This is a genomic window from Candidatus Gorgyraea atricola (assembly GCA_030765235.1).
GTDB classification, from domain to species: Bacteria; Omnitrophota; Gorgyraeia; order Gorgyraeales; family Gorgyraeaceae; genus Gorgyraea; species Gorgyraea atricola.
Window position 1 is genome coordinate 100,893 of the sequence record JAVCCW010000001.1, and the last position, 18,567, is coordinate 119,459.

Below are 18,567 nucleotides of genomic sequence, written 5' to 3' on the forward strand. Positions count from 1 at the left end.
GGGACAAGGAGTATTTAAACTCCCTTGTCTCTTGTCTCATGTCCCTTGTCCCTTCCTAAATACCACATCCGCTCTATTTTGTCAAGCAAAACATGTGATATAAATGGCTTTTTTCTATTATCTATATATATCCTATGGCTAGATCTATCAATGATGCATACACCTAACCTATTATCGCCAAATGGGTTATGATTCTTTGTCAAGCGATTAGCTACAATCAAATCAAGGTTCTTACTTTTTAGCTTTTTAGAGGAATTCTTAAGCCAATTCTCAGTCTCTAAGCTAAATCCCACGAATAACTTAGCTTTTTTATACTTGGATAATTCCTTCAATATATCTTTGTTCGGCACAAGCTGTAACGAAAGTGTCTTTTTTCTCTTGATCTTTTTGCCTGCAACCTTTTTTACCCTAAAATCCCCAACTGCAGCGCACATAATAAGACAATCCGCGCTTCTAATCTCTTTCTTAAGCGCCTTTAAGAGATCCTCTGTGCTCTCAATTGGAATAAACCTTTTAACCTTTGGAGATTTTAATCTGGTAGGTCCGCTTATAAGCGTAACAGCGTGCTTTCTTCGAGACGCTTCGTTTGCAATCGCATAACCCATCTCACCCGTGGATCTATTAGAAATAAATCTCACAGGATCGATCAATTCTCTTGTCGGCCCAGCAGCAACTATTATCTTAATAATTTTTTTACCTCTTTTATTATCACGTCGATATCCTGGATATGGCCTAGTCCTTTTGTGCCGCAGACTAGGGAACCTTTGATGGGGCCGGTGAAGTGGTAGCCGGCTTTTTTTAGGTTTTGGATGTTGGCCTGTACGATCTTATTCTTGTACATGGCTTCATTCATGGCTGGCGCGAATAGGATTGGGGATTTTGTTGCGCAGATGGTGCAGGTGAGCATGTCGTCGCAGATGCCTGATGCTACCTTGCCAATGATATTGGCTGTGGCAGGCGCGACAAGGATAAGATCTGCTTTTTTAGCTAAGGAAACATGCGCAATATCCCATTCCTCTGGGACTTTGAACATGTCAGAACTGATTACTTTATTCCCAGAAACGGATTGAAACAAAATCGGCTTTATAAACTCCTCTGCCTCTTTTGTAAGCACTACTTCAGTAGACAAACCAAGACGCTGAAGCCCTCGTATAATATCGAGGGCTTTATAACACGCGATGCTCCCGGTTACGCCTATGACTACGGTTTTCTTCATATTTACAGAGGAGGTTACGTAACATTCCATAACCTCTACTTCTTAACCTTGTACGTCACTTTCCCCGCTCCTATCTCTTCCAGGGCAATTGTTGAGAATTTTTTTGAGTCAGTTTCTATTAATTTCTTGGCGCCATTGTTCAGCTCTATGGCCCTTCTTGCGGCAATCAATGTTAATTTATAAATACTGTCTTCGCTCTTAACAACCTTTTCTCGCGGCATATAAGACATTCATTGCTCCCCTCTAATCTTGTTTTTCAGATTACTTTACATCTCTCTGCTATGACAATGGAGCGCAGGTTTTCCAGCGCTGAGTCCAGCACATTATTGACGACAACATAATCGTATCTGGATAGATACGAGAGTTCTTTCTTCGCGATCCTGAGTCTCTTCGCTATCTCTTTTTTAGTATCTGTTGAACGACTCGTTAATCTTTCCTTTAGCTGTGACATGGATGGCGGAAGGATGTATACAAAAACTGCCCTCATGCCAAGCCTTTTTATCTTCATCGCGCCCTGCACATCTATATTTAAAAGAACATCATGGCCTTTGGTTATCATGTGTTTTATATATTTCCTTGGCGTAGCATAGTATTCAGTGAACACCTTTGCCCATTCCAGGAATTCGCTTTTCTTCTTGCGCTTTAAGAATTCTTCCTTTTCCATAAAAATATAATCCATGCCGTCCCGTTCTCCTGCGCGCGGGGCCCGTGTGGTCATGGAAATGGAACGACTCAGGCCGCTCAAGGAATCCACTAATTTATTACAAAGTGTGGTCTTCCCTGACCCTGACGGTGCTGAGATTATGAATAATATACCCTGTTTTTTCATATCACTCCACGTTTTGAACCTGTTCGCGCATCTTGTCTATTTCGCTTTTTATATCTATGACGAGCTGCGAGATCTTTGTGCTGGAAGATTTTGCGCCAAGCGTATTGATCTCCCTCTGTAGTTCCTGCAATATAAAATCCAGGCGCCTGCCAACCTCTTTATTTGAGCTAAGAGCGGCCTTGGTGGCCTTTATATGACTCCTGGCCCGTGTCAGCTCCTCTGAGACATCAGATTGCTTGGCAAATATGGCAAGCTCTGTTTCTAATCTCGAGCGGTCTATAAAATTCTTGTTCTTTAACAGTCCTTTTATCTTAGAATCCAGTTTATGTTTATATTGCGCAACAAGACTCGGCGCTATAGAGGAAATCTTATTCATGGAATAAGAGATATTGCCCAGTCTCTTCGCGAGATCCTTATAAAGTGCCTTGCCTTCTTCTTCTCTCATCTTATTACAATCAAGCGCTGCCTTTTTAATCGCTGATTCTAAGACAGGCCATACAGAATTTACATCATATTCAGGCTGGTCCTGCACGATCACATCCGGGAAAGACAATATATGAGAAAGTTTTATCTCGTCCTTTAAATTAAATCTTTTTTTGATCTTGGTAAGCATCTTGTAATATTTTTGAATGGCATCATGGTCGATCTTTGTCGTCTCAAAACCCTTTCCATTCTTTTTTAGAGAAAGCGCGAGATTTACCTTGCCTCTTTTGATGTGTTTATTTATATAATTTCTGATCCTGTCTTCAAAGATCCCGAGATTATTCGGCATCCTGGAAGAAATATCAAAATACCTGTGGTTTAATGTGCGCAGCTCCACCGTAAATCTGCCGAACTGGCTCTTTGATTCACCTTTTCCAAAACCTGTCATGCTCTTTATCATGCCCAGACCCGCTTATTCTTTTGCTCAATAGTTTTTTTCTTTGTCGGATATATATCGACTATAACCTCGTCTGGTTCAAACCAGAGTTTTATCTCGCGTTCTGCTTCTTCTGGATTTGTAGACGCATGAAGCGCGTTTTCGTAAAGCCCCTTTGTGGTGATCCTGCCGTAAGAGCCTCTGATGCTTGTGGCTTCCGCCTCTTCTGGATTTGTCGTACCAGCAAGTTCTCTGACTTTTTTTATCGCGTCTTCGCCCCAATAAACTATGGCCATGACCTTGCGCCTGTCATGCAGCTCTCCTTGAATATACTTGATCAGATCTTCAAAAAATGGCTTATCTTTCATGTGTTTATAATGCTCAACCGCTAATTCTCGCGTAACTTTGGCCATCTTTGCTGCGACTATTTCCAGCTTTGACTCAGATAGCCGGGTTAGGATATTGCCAGTGAGCGACTTAACAAGGCCATCTGGTTTAATAAGGACGAGCGTTTGCTGATTCATATTGACCTCTCTAACTCTTTGATTTTAAACGAGTTACGACCTTTTCTAGATCTGTATCAGAATAAAATTCTATCTCTATCTTGCCGCCGCGCTTACCTTTAAGAATGCGCACTTTTGTGCCCAATGCATCTCTTAATTCTTCCTCTAATGATAGCAAATTCGGGTCTTTTTCTGAGACTTTTTTCTTTGAATGTACAGACATTTTTTTTGCGTATCTCTCTGTGTCTCTCACAGATAGGTCATTTTTCAAAACCTTTGTACAAAGCCTGTTTTGCTCGTTCTCAGTTGGCAGGCTCAGCATAGCCCTCGCATGACCCATTGAGATAGTGCCACGTGAAACATGGTCCTGGATCTTCTTTGGCAGCTTCAACAATCTCAATATATTAGTTACTGTGGTCCTATCTTTGCCAATCGTGTCAGAGACCTTTTCCTGAGTCATGTCAAACTCGTCCAAAAGCCTCTTATATGCCTTTGCCTGGTCAATTGGGTTCAAGTCTTCTCTCTGCACATTCTCTATTATAGAAAGTTCTAGAGAGTCTAGATCTGAAACATCCTTGACTATGGCCGGTATCTCCTTTAAATTAAGCTTCTGAGCAGCCCTGAATCTACGCTCTCCTGCAACCAGCTCATATTCGCCCTCTACATCTCTTACTAAGATTGGCTGGACAAAGCCCTTTTCCTTAATCGAATTAGCCAAATCCTCTAAGGCCTGCTTATCAAAATCCCCTCTTGGCTGGTACTTATTAGCCTTGATCTTGCCCAAGGGCACATTAACTACAGCTTGGCCCTTACCAGCCTTTAATAAGGTGGTAGCTCCCACATCCCTTGCCTGCCCCGTACCCGAGCGTAGCGAGTGGTTCGGGGTCCCTGATATAAGCGCTTCTAAACCTCTTCCGAGACCTCTTTTTTCCATTCCTCTTCCTCCCTAACCCTACTCACACTGTAGGTCAGGTTTAAACCTGACCTACAGTGTGAGTAGGAGGTTGCGATTCTTCACCTAAAAGCTCTTTTGCAAGCGCTTCGTATGTCTTTGAACCTATTGAACTCTTGTCATACATATGTATTGGCTTGCCAAAACCAGGTGCCTCACTTAATCTGATGCTTCTGGGTATAATCGTGGTAAAGACCTTTTCCTTAAAGAATTTTCTAGCCTCGCCTATTACCTCAGTTGTAAGGTTTGTCCTATAATCAGCCATGGTCAATAACACCCCTTCTACTTCCAGGCCAGGATTAAGGTTCTCCTTTACCAGGTTTATGGTGTTTAAAAGCTGACTAAGGCCTTCTAAGGCATAGTACTCGCATTGTATGGGTATCAAAACTGAATCAGCTGCTGTTAGGGCATTGATGGTTAAAAGCCCTAATGAAGGCGGTGAATCAATGACAATAAAATCATACTCTGATTTAATGCCTTCAAGGCTAGTCTTGAGCCTATATTCTCTTTTCATCAGGCTTATAAGCTCTATTTCTGCGCCAGTAAGATTTATGCTGGATGGGATCAACTTAAACTCTGAATCATATAGCTTCTGTATGATATCTACAGGCTTGATATTATTGATTAAAACATCATAGATATCCTTTTCTATCTTTGCCTTATCAATGCCTACGCCACTGGTTGCATTAGCCTGTGGATCAAAATCTATAAGCAATACTTTCTTGCCCCTTAAGCCAAGAGAGTACCCAAGATTAATAGCTGTTGTGGTCTTTCCTACTCCGCCTTTTTGATTGCAAATCGCTATGATCTTTCCCATAAGACTAACCGTATCATAACCGTATCATTTTTTTTGTAACTTCTTGCAAACTCTCACTTTAGCTAATTTCGAACCATTCATGCTAAATAGGCCTTTGTGCTCTTCTCGTAACACCTTTACATCTACCTCAGACCTATCAGCCTTTAATTTAGATAGGGCTATCCTGATCGCATCCTGCGCTGTCTTTGCTTCTATCTCTATCTCATTTAGCCTCTGTCTATGAGGAGTCATGTTTTTCTTAAGGCAAAGAATTGTAATGAGCTTGTAAACAATGTATTAGTTAACCAATATAACACCAGGCCAGATGGCAAAGAGTAAAAGATAAACCCAAACATGACAGGCATTATAGAAGCCATCATCTTCTGCTGGTCTGTCTGGCTGGCGCTTGCCTTGCCTTGCGAAAGCTTCTGTTGTAATATCATAGCACCTATCATCAAAATTGGCAATAGATTTATTGCGCTGCCCAGAAAAGGCAGGCTGAACGGAAGATGAAACGCGGCATCTGGCATGGAAAGGTCCTCTATCCACAGAAAGTGCGCGCCCTTGAGCTCAACTGACCTCATAAGGGTCTGGTATAGCGCGATAAATATCGGCATCTGTAAGAACATCGGGAAACATCCGCCCATGGGATTCACTTTATACCGACGATAAACCTCCATTATTTCCTTGTTTAGCTTCTGCGGGTTATCCTTGTGTTCTTGTCGTACTTTTTCTATGTGCGGCTGCAGCTCCTGGAGTTTTCGCATGGATTTCAAGCTTTTAAATGACAAAGGAAAAAGCAGAAGGCTGATACAGCACGTAAGCAGTAATATAGCGACGCCATAATTATGAAAAATGCCATAGAAAAATTTCAATACGCTCAAAAGTACTAAAATTATGCTCGTTAATTTGCCAAAATATAATGCCCTGCCAAAGGATCTGTCAACCTTTTCTAATTCAATGCCTTCTGTCGGGCCCATATAGAAAAGGAGTTTATATGTCTTTGTTTCCCCAGGCACGATCCTTTCGTCAACAATAAATCCTGTAACAAGCGAACCTTGTATATTGTCAGTAAACACGCCTGATGGTATAAAATCAGGTCGAGCAATAATTGAGTAATATTTATTTCTTAATGCAAGCCATTCGATATTGTTTTGGTATAACTTATTGTGATTCTTAGAGTTAGGCTTTGCTATCCTTGCTATCTTGCCATCCTTATATAAAACATCTACACCAATATACCTTGATTCCCACGCCTCTTTATTAGATATATTTGACGCAGTGGTGAGCTCGAAAGATAGATTCTGAGTTACGCCAGAATTATTCGTTATCTTTATGTACGCGTTCAGGCCGTATTGATCTTTTAAAAATCTTACGCGTTTTTCTATTGCAAGTCCATTTTTTTCTGTATAAAATGACTTTGTATCTCTTTTGATTTCAAACGGTTGTAACGATAATCCCTGCAGCGCGCCCTTACCTTCGATTGACAAAACCCCTGCCTGATAAAATGCCTTTTCCACTAGATCGATGTCTAATCTCTTGCCGTCTTTTATCTGGATCTTCTGTATTGAGCCGCCTGCGTCAGATATGTCTAACGCGTATTTCTCGTTCTCAAGGGATCCGGAAGCGATGATTTCCTGTTCTGGGGTCACAGGCTCTATTTCTATAACTTCTTTTTGTTCAAGCGATTGCGTCACGAACTCTGTTTCAATAGGTGGCGGGTTGATCTTTGCCATGAACAAAGGGTATACCAGCATCACCAGAATCGAAAGTACCACTGCAGTCAACAATCTTTTTTCCATTATTTAACCCCTTGTCCCTTGTCCCTTGTCCCTTGTCCCTAGAAAAGGGTCATACCCGCCCGGAAAAAGTGCATTGCATCTTAGGATGCGTAACGCCCCCTTTAATAGCCCTTTTAATACGCCCTGATCTTCGATTGCCTCGAGCGTATATTCTGAGCAGGATGGATAGTATCTACATTTGCGTAACATCAATTGCGACAAATGCTTACGATAAAACTCTATACTATTTTTTAACGCATTTTTTAAATACATGGATTAGTTCTTGTTCAAGGCTGGTACTTTTTGTCTGCCTGGTAAGATTTGTGGCCAGCACGATCATGTCATAGCCGCCAGGCATGAATTCTTTTGTCTTTCTATATGCCTCTCGCAGGACTCGTCTATATCTGTTTCTCAGGCTAGGCTTTTTATTGTACAGCCCTTTTCTTACTGCAAACGCGACTCTATTCAGGCCCGGGTCTTTATTTCTCTTAAGCAAAAATACTGTAACTAGCTTGCTCCTGAAGCGAGTGCCTTTGTCAAAAACTGCTTTTATCGCCTGATTCTTCTTGAGGCGCTCTTTCCTTGTAAAGGAACTCTTCTTCATCAAGCAGAGAGTCTCTTGCGGCCTTTCTTGCGCCTACGTCTTAAAGTGGCCCTGCCTTTGGCAGTGCGCATCCTCTTTCTAAAACCGTGCTTGCGTTTTCGCTTTAAAAGACTTTTTCTGGTAAGATGTTTTTTCACGACAATATCTCCTTATCTGTGGAATATTTATTATAACACATTCGAGCATACCGTCAAGGGGAAAGATTTCTCTTGAAAACGCAAAACCTCCCTGTTATAATGTGTGAACCTATGAACGTTGACCTATCTAATATCTGGGATAAAATCCTTGATCACACAAAACAGGAAATAGGGCAGAGGGCCTTTGATAACTGGTTCACACAAACCAGTCTCTCGTCGCTGACAGAGGATGCCGTTGTAATAGAAGTGCCTTCTAATTTTTTTAAAGATTGGATCTATGATCATTACAGAGACGTATTGAATATATCTATATTAAAAACCATTGGTAAGGTCGTACCAATAACATTCCAGATAAGGCCTCTTGCACAAGAGAAGGGAGTGGACACAAAAAAAATTACCACTCCTGAAAGACCAGCGCAGAAAAAACCGTTTTATCTGAACCCCAGGTATACATTCGAAGGGTTTGTTGTGGGATCGTCCAACCGCTTTGCTCACGCAGCCACCATGGCCATAGCTGAATCCCCTGCAAAGGCATATAACCCGCTTTTTATTTACGGCGGTGTGGGCCTGGGCAAGACTCATCTCATGCAGGCAGCGTGCCATTATGTCTCAGAGATGCACAGGAACATGAGACTTTCTTACACCTCAAGCGAGAGCTTTACCAATGAACTTATAAACGCTATCAGGAACAGGACCACGCCACAATTTAGGGAAAAATACCGCAAGGTCGATGTGCTGCTGATAGATGACGTGCATTTTATCGCTGGCAAGGAATCCACGCAGGAAGAATTCTTCCATACCTTTAACGCGCTCTACGACGCCCATAAACAGATCGTGCTCTCTAGTGACCGGCCGCCCAAGACCATACCAGGCCTTGAAGAAAGGCTTGTCTCGCGATTTGAGTGGGGCCTGGTAACAGATGTACAGCCGCCGGATCTTGAGACGCGCATAGCCATATTAAAGAAAAAGGCAGAACGCAATGCTGTCACGCTGCCAGAAGACGTGTTGTATTTTATAGCTGAAAAAATAAAGACCAATATCCGCGAGCTCGAAGGGGCTTTAATAAAGGTCATTGCGTACGCGTCCATGGGAAACACCCGGGTCTCTATGACGCTCGCGAAGGATGTGCTGAAGGATGTGCTCATGGCAGGGGAGAAGAAGATATCAGTGGAGCTCATTCAGAAAAAGGTCGCTGATTATTTTGACGTGAGGCCCTCTGACCTAAAGGCCAAGAAGCGCTCTAAACAGATCGCATACCCCAGACAGATGGCCATGTATCTTGCAAGGGAGCTCACCAGCTCCACGCTCCCTGCTATAGGTGAACAGTTTGGCGGCAGGGACCACTCCACTGTCATACATGCCTGCGGTAAAATACAGAAGGAAATTAAGAAGGACCAAAATGTTAAGAACTTGATCAACCGCCTGATGCTCGAGATAAATGGTTAGTAGTGTGGATAATTAATATTTTTTTGTGGATAATTTTTATTTCGTAACTATAATTAAAGAGTCGGCTTTCGCGGTTATCAACATACTAACACCGCTTAATACTAAGACTATTAATTTTCAATAGAGAAAAACTAATAATACAATAACGCTTGGGGGATATTTATGAAATTAAAAATAATCAAAAATGACCTTATAAAAAATGTACAGAACGTGCAAAACGTCATATCATCAAAAAGCAGCCTGCCAATACTATCAAATGTATTGATCGAAGCAGAAAAAGACAGTGTCAGACTCACAAGCACAGATCTTGATATAGGCATATCATCTACGCTGAATTCAGAGGTAGAGGACAGCGGCGCGTTGACAGTGCCGGCAAAGAGGTTTAATGAGATAATTAAAGAATTGCCGGATGAGGACATTATAATAAACACCCTGAAAAACAACTCAATGACAATAAAGTGCGGAAAGTGTTTCTTTAAAATACTGGGCCTGCCAAAAGAGGACTTCCCGAAGTTCCCAGAGTTTGAAAACGAGCCGCACGTTATAATAGAGCAGTCTATGTTAAAACAAATGCTCAGCATGACGCATTTTTCGATCTCTCATGACGAAACAAGATATGTCTTAAACGGGGCGCTTTTTGTATTTAAAGCAAACCAGCTTTTAATAGTAACTACAGATGGGAAGAGACTGAGTCTTATTAAAAAAGACCTGGGCAAGGAAGCGCCGGACAAATCTATTATTGTGCCGTCAAAGACTATCTATGAATTAAACAGGGTTTTGAAAGATGAAGGAGATGTCCGGATAACGTTTGGTGAAAACCAGACAAAGTTTGAGCTGGAAAACGTCACGATCATCTCGCGGCTTATAGAAGGCGAGTTTCCGAACTACGAGCAGATCATACCAAAACAGGTAAAGGATAAAATAATTATAAATAGAGAACAATTTTTGCTGGGCGTAAAAAGGGCAGCGCTTCTTACGACACAGGACTCCAGATCCATAAAAATAGATGTCCTGAAGGATAAGATCGTGGTCTCTAAATCCAATCCAAACATAGGCGAGGCAAGAGAAGAGATAGACACTAGTTATAAAGGTCACGAAATGACCGTTGGTTTTAACCCGGGCTATCTCCTTGATGCGCTGAAGGTGATACCAAAGGATGAGATCGAAATAGAAATAGCTGGACCTGATAAGCCAGCTGTTATGAGGATAGAGGACTGGTACTTGTACCTGGTGCTCCCCATGCAGCTCGCGTAATTCATTGCTGTGAAGAAAAGAACCGGCCGCACCGAAGACATAAAAGGCATACTGCGTAAGATAGTAAAGAAAATAGAAGAGCAAGGGCCTGGTAAAAAAGAAGAGATATCGCAGGCATGGAAAAAGGCGGCTGGAGAAAAAGCTATTCTTCATTCGCGGCCAGTTAGTTTGACGCGCAAGATTTTAACAGTAGAGGTAGACAGCTCCACATGGCTTTACAGCCTTAGCTTAAAAAAGCGCTCTATATTAAAGGACATAAAGAAGGAATTAGAGCAGTATAGAATAGAAGACATCCGGTTTAGGATGGGAGATATCACATAATGGCAGAATCGCAAAAACGCAAAAAGGTAGACGCAAAGACGCAGAAGTATGATGCGCGGACTATCCAGGTGCTGGAAGGCGCTGATGCGGTAAGAAAGCGGCCTGCCATGTACATAGGCGATGTGTCCGCAAGAGGACTGCATCACCTGGTGTATGAGGTAGTGGATAACTCTGTGGATGAGGCAATGGCTGGCCATTGCGACAAGATAGAAGTAACTGTTCATGTGGATAATAGCGTCACTGTCACAGACAATGGCCGCGGCATACCCGTGGACATGCACAAGACGCAGAAAAAGCCTGCTGTTGAGGTCGTCTTAACCACGCTCCACGCAGGAGGAAAGTTTGACCACCGCTCTTATAAGGTATCAGGAGGCTTGCACGGTGTAGGCGTGAGCGTTGTAAACGCGCTTAGCGAATGGCTCGAGGTAGAGATAAAAAGGGACGACAAGGTCTACCACCAGGAATATGAGCAGGGCAAGACTGCTTCGAAGCTCACAGTGGTTGGCAAGGCAAAGACTACTGGCACCAGTGTGACCTTCAAGGCAGATAAGGAAATTTTCAAGGGCACGATAGAGTTTTCGTTTGAAACCTTGTCCAACCGTCTGAGAGAGCTCGCATTTTTAAATAAAGGCCTAAAAATAACATTAGAGTATGAGGGCAAGGAAAAAGAGGCTGAATTTTTCTATTCCGGAGGCATCATATCATTCGTAGAGCATCTTAACAGAAACAAAAACGCGTTACATAAAAAGGTGATCTATTTTGTAGGTGAAAAAGACGGGGTCTCGTGCGAGATAGCGCTCCAATATAATGACGCATATTCAGAGAATATATTTACCTTTGTAAATAATATAAATACGATCGAAGGCGGCACGCATCTCAGCGGGTTTAAGTCTGCCCTTACAAGAACAGTTAATCAATATTGTAAAAATAAAAACATGCTTAAGTCGTCAGACGTGGCTATCTCTGGCGAGGACATACGAGAAGGATTGACGTGCGTATTAAGCATTAAGGTGCCAAACCCCCAGTTCGAAGGCCAGACAAAGACAAAGCTTGGCAATAGTGAAGTCGAAGGCATTGTTGCATCCATTGTAAACGAAAACCTCTCGGCGTATTTTGAAGAGAATCCGTCAGTTGCGAACAAGGCTATTGAGAAGGCAATACTCGCGGCAAGAGCAAGAGAAGCTGCTCGTAAGGCAAGAGAGCTTACCAGGCGCAAAGGCGCGTTAGACTCAACATCTCTACCAGGCAAGCTCGCAGACTGTTCTGAGAGAGACGCGAGCTTATGCGAATTGTATATAGTTGAAGGAGATTCAGCAGGTGGTTCTTCCAGGCAGGGCAGGGACCGCAGATTTCAGGCGATCCTTCCTATTAAAGGAAAGATCCTGAACGTAGAAAAGGCAAGGCTTGATAAGGTCCTGGCGAACGAAGAAATACGCACCATTATAAGCGCGCTTGGCACAGGCGTAGGGGAAGAATTTAATCTGGAAAAGCTGAGATACCATAAAATAATACTTATGTGCGACGCAGATTCTGATGGCAGCCACATCCGCACGCTTCTTTTGACGCTATTTTTCAAACAGATGTCGCAACTCATAGAAAAAGGCAATATCTACATAGCTCAGCCTCCTTTATATAAGGTAAAAAGGGGCAAGCGCGAAGAGTACATAGATACAGAAAAACAGATGAATAATTTCCTGTTTGACCTTGGCACAGAAGGCATGGTGCTCACGCGGGTCAAGGACAAAAAGACCTTTAAAGACAAGCAGCTCAAGGAGCTATTAAGCCTGGTTTTGGGGTTTGATAAGTTGGCAGGGGCCATAGAGCGTCGTGGAGTGAAATTGTCAAAATACCTGGGTTTTAGGCATAAGAAGACCAAAAAACTACCCATTTATATGGTAAAAGTGGAGGGAGAAGCCCAATTTCTCTATGATGACGAAGAGCTGGCAAAGGCCATAAAAAAGCTGGAAAAGGAGCTGGGCAAGGACGTTGAAATAGGCCAGAAGAGCGGCCATGTAGTGGAGTTCTACGAGGCAAGAGACACAGAAAAGATCGTTGAAAAGATAGAGAAAATGGGCTTTAAGATCGAACAGGTATTCCAGCCAGACGCGGGCACAAAAAAGAATGATTTTAAGATGGAGTCAGAAGATGACATAAAGGGCCTGGATACCTTAAAAGAGTGCCTTGATTACGTACAAGAGATAGCCAGAAAGGGCCTGCACATCCAGAGATACAAAGGTCTTGGTGAAATGAACCCGACCCAGCTCTGGGAGACCACCATGGACCCTGGGACGCGCACTCTTTTAAAGGTAGCTATGGAGGATGCAGTCGCAGCCAATGAGATGTTTACAGTTTTGATGGGTGACCAGGTCGAACCCAGAAAAGCGTTTATAGACAAATACGCGCTTGAAGTGACGAATTTAGATATTTAGAATCGCGGAACCAACGCGGAAGCTAAAGTAGACAAAACTGTCACTGACTGATTTGTCTACTTTAGACGCGGAACCACGCAGAAGTAAGAGGTATTTAAGATATGTATGCCCAGAACGAAAAATTAATACCGGTTTACATCGAAAATGAGATGAAGAATTCCTATCTCACTTACGCCATGAGCGTAATCGTAGGCAGGGCCTTGCCTGATATCCGCGACGGCTTAAAGCCAGTGCACAGGCGTATTCTCTACGCAATGATGGATCTCGGCCTGGAGCATAGCAAACCCTACAAAAAATCCGCAAGAATCGTTGGCGAATGTTTTGTTAAAGACACGCTTATATTGACCGAGAAGGGGCTGGTTCCTATCCAGAATGTTGAGCGAGGCGACCAGGTGTTTACGCAGCATAGCTTGAGGACGGTTACGCAGTTATATGAGATGCCAAAAAAGGGTCTTTTGAAGATCAAGCTGGACAATGGGATTTCTAATACAGTTACGCCTTCGCAGAAATTCAAGGTATTAGATAAAGATTTAGAATTTGTCTGGAAAGAGGCAAAAGAATTAACCAGAGAAGATTATATTGTTACGAGAGCTCATTACCCTGAGGTTAAAGGGCCAGTGAGGCTGAAGAAAAGCGTTGATATAAAAAAGTACCCCACTTATCTCAATGAAAATATAGCGTATGTGTTAGGTTTTTTGTTGTCAGATGGGTCTGTGGAAAAATCTAACGGAAGACAGCGTAACAGGATGCGTTTTGATTCTTGCAGTGAAAGTATTTTAGAAAAAGTGCGCTCAATTTTCAAACGAGAATTTGATTATGAACCGAAGATTGAGGTGAAAGCGCCTAAAGGTGTCACAAAACACGGGAAGCCACTTAAAAAGATGTATTCTGTAAGGACTAATAGGAATCATATCAACGATTTCTTTATGTCAAATTTTAATCTCGAAGGCTGCAAGGCAAAGACTAAAAAAATTCCGTGGCAGATATATAGATCTCCAAAAGAAGTAATATTTGCTTTTGTTTCTGGGTTAGTTGATGGAGATGGCAGCATTCATAAAAACAGAAATGTCGTACATTATGGCTCGATTTCTGAAGAGCTGATAGACGGGTTGTTGTTGCTTTTACAGCATCAAGGAATTTTTGGCAGAAAATATAGAGCAAAGCAGACAAGCTCCAGCCTTGTGTTGGGAAAAGCAGTTAAAGGCAGAGAAGCATTCTATGCGCTAGAATTCAAGGGTTCCAATGCGCTATTATTGGCGTCTAAAATTAATTGTGCCCAGCCGCTGAAGCAGGTTAGATTATTTGGCATGGCTCTTAAGCGAACAATTCCTTCAAAACACGACCTTATTCCTTATGCAGGAGCCAATATTTTTACTGAATTGAGTACAAGGCATATTGGAAGTGGCTGGTATCAGGATTTAAGCGGCAATAAATTCAGAATGGGCATAAAATATCCAACAGGCTCTAAGATTAGATACACAAATGATCTTACTGAGAAACCTTTGAGAAAATGTCAGGTTTTGGATTGGGGGATTGGAGAAAAATTAAAGAAGATAGGTTCCCCTCTTTCCAGCTTTGTCGACGACATAGTAGAAAATAAGACTTATTTTTCAAGAGTTGTTTCAATAGAAAAATCCGCACCGCAGGCAACTTATGATATACAGATAGAAGGGGAGCATGAGTTTATTGCCAATGGCATGGTTTCGCATAATTGTCTTGGCAAATATCATCCTCATGGCGACACAGCTGTGTATGATTCTCTTGTGCGAATGGTGCAAAGTTTTTCTCTTAGATATCCTTTAATAGACGGTCAGGGTAACTTTGGTTCTGTTGATGGTGATGCGGCTGCAGCCATGAGATATACTGAGGCGAGAATGGATGCCATCGCGGATGAACTTCTCGACGACATAGACAAAAATACAGTAGATTTTGTGCCGAACTTTGATGAGTCGCTTCAGGAGCCGAGTGTTTTGCCTGCGCGATTGCCAAACCTTCTTGTAAATGGCTCAAGCGGTATCGCGGTTGGCATGGCCACGAATATTCCACCGCACAATCTCACTGAGATAGTTGATGCCATAATAAAGGTCATTGCTGACCCAGAGGTTTCTATAAAGGAATTAATGAAAGTAGTAAAAGGGCCTGATTTTCCAACAGGCGGCATTATCTGCGGCAGGGAAGGCATAAAAGAGGCGTTTGAAACAGGAAGGGGCCGCCTAAAGCTTCACGCAAAGGCAGCCGTAGAGCAGCAAAAAGGCAATAAGGAAGCCATTGTCATAACTGAGATCCCTTATCAGGTAAATAAATCAAAACTCATAGAAAACATTGCTGACCTTGTGCAGGATAAAAAGATAGAAGGGATTTCAAACATAAGGGATGAATCTGATAGAGAGGGCATGAGGATCGTTATAGATTTGAAACGCGATCAGAATGCCCAGGTCATTCTGAATCAGCTTTACAAGCGTACGCAGATGGAGACTACATTCGGCGTTATCATGCTGGCGCTTGTAGATAATAAACCCAAAGTCCTGAAACTGAAAGAATGTCTCGAATTATACATAAAACACAGAGAGATCATAGTAAGGCGAAGAACGCAGTTCGAGCTGGATAAGGCAGAACGCCGGGCGCATATCCTGGAAGGCTTAAAGATAGCAGTAGATAATATAGACAAGATCATAAAGACGATCAGGGAATCAAAAGATGTCAAGATAGCTAAAGATAGATTGATGAAAAATTTTGACCTGAGCGATGTACAGGCCCAGGCTATCCTCGAGATGCAGCTCCAGCGCCTGACAGCGCTTGAAAGAGGAAAGATCGAAAAAGAATATCTGGAACTCATCAAAAAGATCGAGATGTTCAAGGCGATTCTAAAGAGCGAGAAAAAGATACTGGAGATCGTGAAGAACGAAGTCCTGGAATTAAAGAAAGACTATGGCGATGAGAGAAGAACAGAGATAGTCGCGAAGATGGAAGAGGTAGAAATAGAAGATTTGATCGCGGAAGAAGACATGGTTATTACTATAAGCCATGCTGGTTATATAAAGCGCTTGCCAGTCGCTTCGTATAGAAAACAAAAAAGAGGCGGTGTGGGCGTAACAGGTATTGACATGAAGGACGAGGATTTTGTCGAGCATCTGTTCGTTGCTTCCACACATGAGTACATACTCGTGTTCACAAATACAGGAAAGGTCTACTGGTTAAAGGTATATGAGATACCTCAGGCAGGCCGCGCAGCCAGGGGTAAGGCAATAGTCAATCTCCTGCATCTTGCCCCGGACGAAAAAGTCTCTGCGTGCGTAAGGGTAAAAGAGTTTGAAGAGGGAAAATTCCTTGTAATGGCTACGCAGAATGGCCTGATAAAGAAAACAGATCTAATGGCTTATTCAAATCCAAGAAAAGGCGGCATAATAGGCATTACTGTAGAAAAAGGTGATGAACTTATAGAAGTCAAATGGGTTGACGGCAAACAAGAAATACTTATGGCCACGACCCAAGGCAAGGCTATCCGTTTTCCAGAATCTCAAGTGAGAGATATGGGAAGAGGCGCCAAAGGTGTAAAAGGCATAGGCCTTGGTAAAAAAGATATAGTTATCGCAATGGAGATCACGAGAAAAGACGCTACGATCCTGACAGTTACATCCCAGGGATTTGCAAAACGCACCACTGTAGACCAATATAGAAAGCAATCACGCGGCGGAAAAGGCGTAAAGAATGTAACTGTAACAAAGAAAAACGGTGAAGCAGTAGGCCTTAGAATGGTAAACGATAAAGATGAACTCATGGTCATGACTGAAAAAGGCATGGTTGTCCGCTGCCCGGTAAAAGATATCCGCACCACAGGCAGAGCCGCCCAAGGTGTCCGCATAATAAAATTAGACTCAGGTGACAGGGTCTCAGCAGTAGCCCGCGTCATCCCCGATGAAGAATAACTCTAAGTCCCCATCGTCTAGTCTGGCCTAGGACATCAGATTTTCGATCTGACGACACCGGTTCGAATCCGGTTGGGGACGCCACTTTACCGACGATAAAAACAAAAATCAATTCCTGTCAAATTTTCTAAAATACACCAATTTAACATCAAAATGGACACCTATATGGACACCAGAATTTAGGTGGTGGTTAGTGTCCAAAATGATGTCAGATGGTTAATCTGATGACATGGTGACGAGGGTCTCAATCTAATTAATTTTTTCTTGACAACCCAAAAGAGATAATGTATACTTATATTGGAAGTGAGAACCATTACCAATAAGGAGAATTGAAATGCCAAGAAGAGATGGAACAGGGCCACCTTGGTGGCATGGAAGATTTAGAGGATGCGGATACAGGATGACTGTACCGAGACAAGCCATATTGGACGTTTTAAGCAAAACATCCAAACATCTTAGTGCGGAAGATGTTTATATGGCTGTACACAAAATGTATCCCAATGTCGGCCTTACGACTGTGTATCGGACTTTAGAATTATTAGTTCAGATGGGTCTCGTTTTCAAGTTTGATTTTGGTGATGGGAGAGCACGATATGAGTTATCAGAAGGTCCAAAAGGCGCTAGGCATCACCATCATTTGGTTTGCACAGGCTGTGGTAGGGTTGTTGATTATACAGATTTTATTGATGAAGAGGTAGAGTTGCTTAATCAAACCGAGAAGGGTCTTTCCAAGAAGTATGATTTTGAGATCACAAATCACCTTATACAGTTTCATGGATTATGTAGTGAATGTAAAAAGAAGTAATATTTTTTTTCGTTGTTAATGACAATGGGTTTCAATAGTTAATAAGAGAGGGGGTGTTAGTTATGCCAGCAGGAGATAGAACAGGTCCTTTAGGACAAGGTCCAAAAACAGGAAGAGCTGCAGGGCATTGTGCTGGTTATTCCGTCCCAGGCTACATGAATCCAAGAGGTGGAGGCCTGTTTGGATTTGGCCGAAGATGGGGTAGAGGTCGTGAGTATGGTGGAGGTAGAGGCTTTGGCAGTGGCTGGCGAGGAGCATATCCTTATGTTTATGGTACACCGTATTATGGCCCAGCATATGATCCTGAACCTACAGCTAAAGAGGAGATGGGTATATTAAAGGAAGAGTCAGAGTTGTTGAAACAGCAGTTACAGGATGTCCAGGATCGTATCAATACCCTTGAGTCAGCAGGAAAACAGAAATAACGTTTTTGATTCTCGGCCCGGGCATTGTTTTTGGTTAGTCCGAGCCGAGAACAAACATTTAGGAGGAAAGCTTATGAGAATAGCAATATCTACAGATGGAGGTTTTGTTTCAGCTCATTTTGGAAGATGTCCGGAATTTACAATAGTGGACATAGAGGGCAGTGAGCTGAAGAGCAGACAAGTCGTGTCTAATCCAGGTCATCAACCAGGGGCCATTCCTCAATTTTTGCATTCAAAAGGCGTGCAGTGTATTATAGCTGGCGGAATGGGCATGAGGGCAACAG

General features: G+C 42.6%; 21 protein-coding genes, 1 tRNA gene and 1 pseudogene. 10 read left to right on the forward strand and 13 right to left on the reverse strand.

Features of this window, described 5'->3' with window-relative positions:
• Positions 1-14 precede the first annotated feature (14 nt).
• From P9L93_00480 to rpmH, 13 genes are read right to left on the reverse strand one after another with little or no spacing between them, the layout of a single operon-like run.
• Positions 15-638 carry a phosphopantothenoylcysteine decarboxylase gene (locus tag P9L93_00480; GenBank protein ID MDP8229562.1) on the reverse strand — a complete coding sequence of 208 codons (624 nt, stop codon included), beginning with the start codon at positions 636-638 and terminating at the stop codon, positions 15-17.
• A 38-nt stretch (positions 639-676) separates the two neighbouring features.
• A complete protein-coding gene (locus P9L93_00485) occupies positions 677-1,216 on the reverse strand; it encodes a flavoprotein (GenBank protein MDP8229563.1) in 540 nt (179 codons plus the stop codon).
• A 35-nt stretch (positions 1,217-1,251) separates the two neighbouring features.
• Entirely contained in the window at positions 1,252-1,437 is a 186-nt protein-coding gene (rpoZ, locus tag P9L93_00490) for a DNA-directed RNA polymerase subunit omega (GenBank protein ID MDP8229564.1), read from the reverse strand.
• Between the two features lie 35 nt (positions 1,438-1,472).
• Positions 1,473-2,045, reverse strand: a complete 573-nt coding sequence (gene gmk / locus P9L93_00495; GenBank protein ID MDP8229565.1) for a guanylate kinase — start codon at positions 2,043-2,045, stop codon at positions 1,473-1,475.
• Position 2,046: 1 nt separating this feature from the next.
• Positions 2,047-2,928 carry a YicC/YloC family endoribonuclease gene (locus P9L93_00500; GenBank protein MDP8229566.1) on the reverse strand — a complete coding sequence of 294 codons (882 nt, stop codon included), beginning with the start codon at positions 2,926-2,928 and terminating at the stop codon, positions 2,047-2,049.
• Positions 2,925-3,428, reverse strand: coding sequence for a nucleoside-diphosphate kinase (locus tag P9L93_00505; GenBank protein MDP8229567.1), 504 nt, complete (start codon positions 3,426-3,428; stop codon positions 2,925-2,927). Before P9L93_00505 ends, P9L93_00500 begins: the two co-directional genes overlap by 4 nt.
• 10 nt (positions 3,429-3,438) lie before the next feature.
• Complete coding sequence (locus P9L93_00510) at positions 3,439-4,341, reverse strand: ParB/RepB/Spo0J family partition protein (protein MDP8229568.1); 903 nt, start codon at positions 4,339-4,341, stop codon at positions 3,439-3,441.
• Positions 4,342-4,381: 40 nt separating this feature from the next.
• Positions 4,382-5,176 (reverse strand): AAA family ATPase, encoded by a 795-nt coding sequence (locus P9L93_00515; protein MDP8229569.1) that lies wholly within the window; start codon positions 5,174-5,176, stop codon positions 4,382-4,384.
• A gap of 24 nt (positions 5,177-5,200) precedes the next feature.
• Positions 5,201-5,407 carry a Jag N-terminal domain-containing protein gene (locus P9L93_00520; GenBank protein ID MDP8229570.1) on the reverse strand — a complete coding sequence of 69 codons (207 nt, stop codon included), beginning with the start codon at positions 5,405-5,407 and terminating at the stop codon, positions 5,201-5,203.
• Complete coding sequence (gene yidC / locus P9L93_00525) at positions 5,404-6,957, reverse strand: membrane protein insertase YidC (protein MDP8229571.1); 1,554 nt, start codon at positions 6,955-6,957, stop codon at positions 5,404-5,406. The genes P9L93_00520 and yidC overlap by 4 nt, the downstream gene beginning before the upstream one ends.
• A gap of 3 nt (positions 6,958-6,960) precedes the next feature.
• Positions 6,961-7,209 carry a membrane protein insertion efficiency factor YidD gene (yidD, locus tag P9L93_00530; GenBank protein ID MDP8229572.1) on the reverse strand — a complete coding sequence of 83 codons (249 nt, stop codon included), beginning with the start codon at positions 7,207-7,209 and terminating at the stop codon, positions 6,961-6,963.
• The gene (rnpA, locus tag P9L93_00535) at positions 7,181-7,540 is read right to left on the reverse strand and encodes a ribonuclease P protein component (protein ID MDP8229573.1); all 360 of its coding nucleotides are present in this window, start codon (positions 7,538-7,540) and stop codon (positions 7,181-7,183) included. Before rnpA ends, yidD begins: the two co-directional genes overlap by 29 nt.
• On the reverse strand, positions 7,540-7,677 hold the full coding sequence (gene rpmH / locus P9L93_00540) for a 50S ribosomal protein L34 (protein ID MDP8229574.1): 138 nt from the start codon (positions 7,675-7,677) through the stop codon (positions 7,540-7,542). Before rpmH ends, rnpA begins: the two co-directional genes overlap by 1 nt.
• Positions 7,678-7,788: 111 nt before the next feature.
• Between rpmH and dnaA the strand changes: the two genes are divergently transcribed.
• The 10 genes and pseudogenes from dnaA to P9L93_00590 form a co-directional block, all read left to right on the forward strand.
• Positions 7,789-9,123: a chromosomal replication initiator protein DnaA gene (gene dnaA / locus P9L93_00545; GenBank protein MDP8229575.1), complete on the forward strand. Its 1,335-nt coding sequence runs from the start codon at positions 7,789-7,791 to the stop codon at positions 9,121-9,123.
• 162 nt (positions 9,124-9,285) lie between these two features.
• Positions 9,286-10,377: a DNA polymerase III subunit beta gene (gene dnaN, locus P9L93_00550; GenBank protein ID MDP8229576.1), complete on the forward strand. Its 1,092-nt coding sequence runs from the start codon at positions 9,286-9,288 to the stop codon at positions 10,375-10,377.
• A 9-nt stretch (positions 10,378-10,386) separates the two neighbouring features.
• Positions 10,387-10,698, forward strand: a complete 312-nt coding sequence (locus tag P9L93_00555; protein ID MDP8229577.1) for a DUF721 domain-containing protein — start codon at positions 10,387-10,389, stop codon at positions 10,696-10,698.
• Complete coding sequence (gene gyrB, locus P9L93_00560) at positions 10,698-13,127, forward strand: DNA topoisomerase (ATP-hydrolyzing) subunit B (protein ID MDP8229578.1); 2,430 nt, start codon at positions 10,698-10,700, stop codon at positions 13,125-13,127. The genes P9L93_00555 and gyrB overlap by 1 nt, the downstream gene beginning before the upstream one ends.
• A 176-nt stretch (positions 13,128-13,303) precedes the next feature.
• Positions 13,304-13,435 (forward strand): annotated as a pseudogene (locus P9L93_00565) (DNA gyrase subunit A).
• Positions 13,436-13,519: 84 nt separating this feature from the next.
• Complete coding sequence (gene gyrA / locus P9L93_00570; protein MDP8229579.1) at positions 13,520-17,053, forward strand: DNA gyrase subunit A; 3,534 nt, start codon at positions 13,520-13,522, stop codon at positions 17,051-17,053.
• Positions 17,054-17,059: 6 nt separating this feature from the next.
• Positions 17,060-17,137 (forward strand) — tRNA-Glu (locus P9L93_00575).
• Positions 17,138-17,387: 250 nt separating this feature from the next.
• Positions 17,388-17,858, forward strand: a complete 471-nt coding sequence (locus P9L93_00580) for a Fur family transcriptional regulator (protein MDP8229580.1) — start codon at positions 17,388-17,390, stop codon at positions 17,856-17,858.
• 62 nt (positions 17,859-17,920) lie between these two features.
• Positions 17,921-18,283 (forward strand): DUF5320 domain-containing protein, encoded by a 363-nt coding sequence (locus tag P9L93_00585; protein ID MDP8229581.1) that lies wholly within the window; start codon positions 17,921-17,923, stop codon positions 18,281-18,283.
• A 73-nt stretch (positions 18,284-18,356) separates the two neighbouring features.
• On the forward strand, positions 18,357-18,567 hold a 211-nt coding region (locus tag P9L93_00590; protein ID MDP8229582.1), incomplete at its 3' end, for a NifB/NifX family molybdenum-iron cluster-binding protein.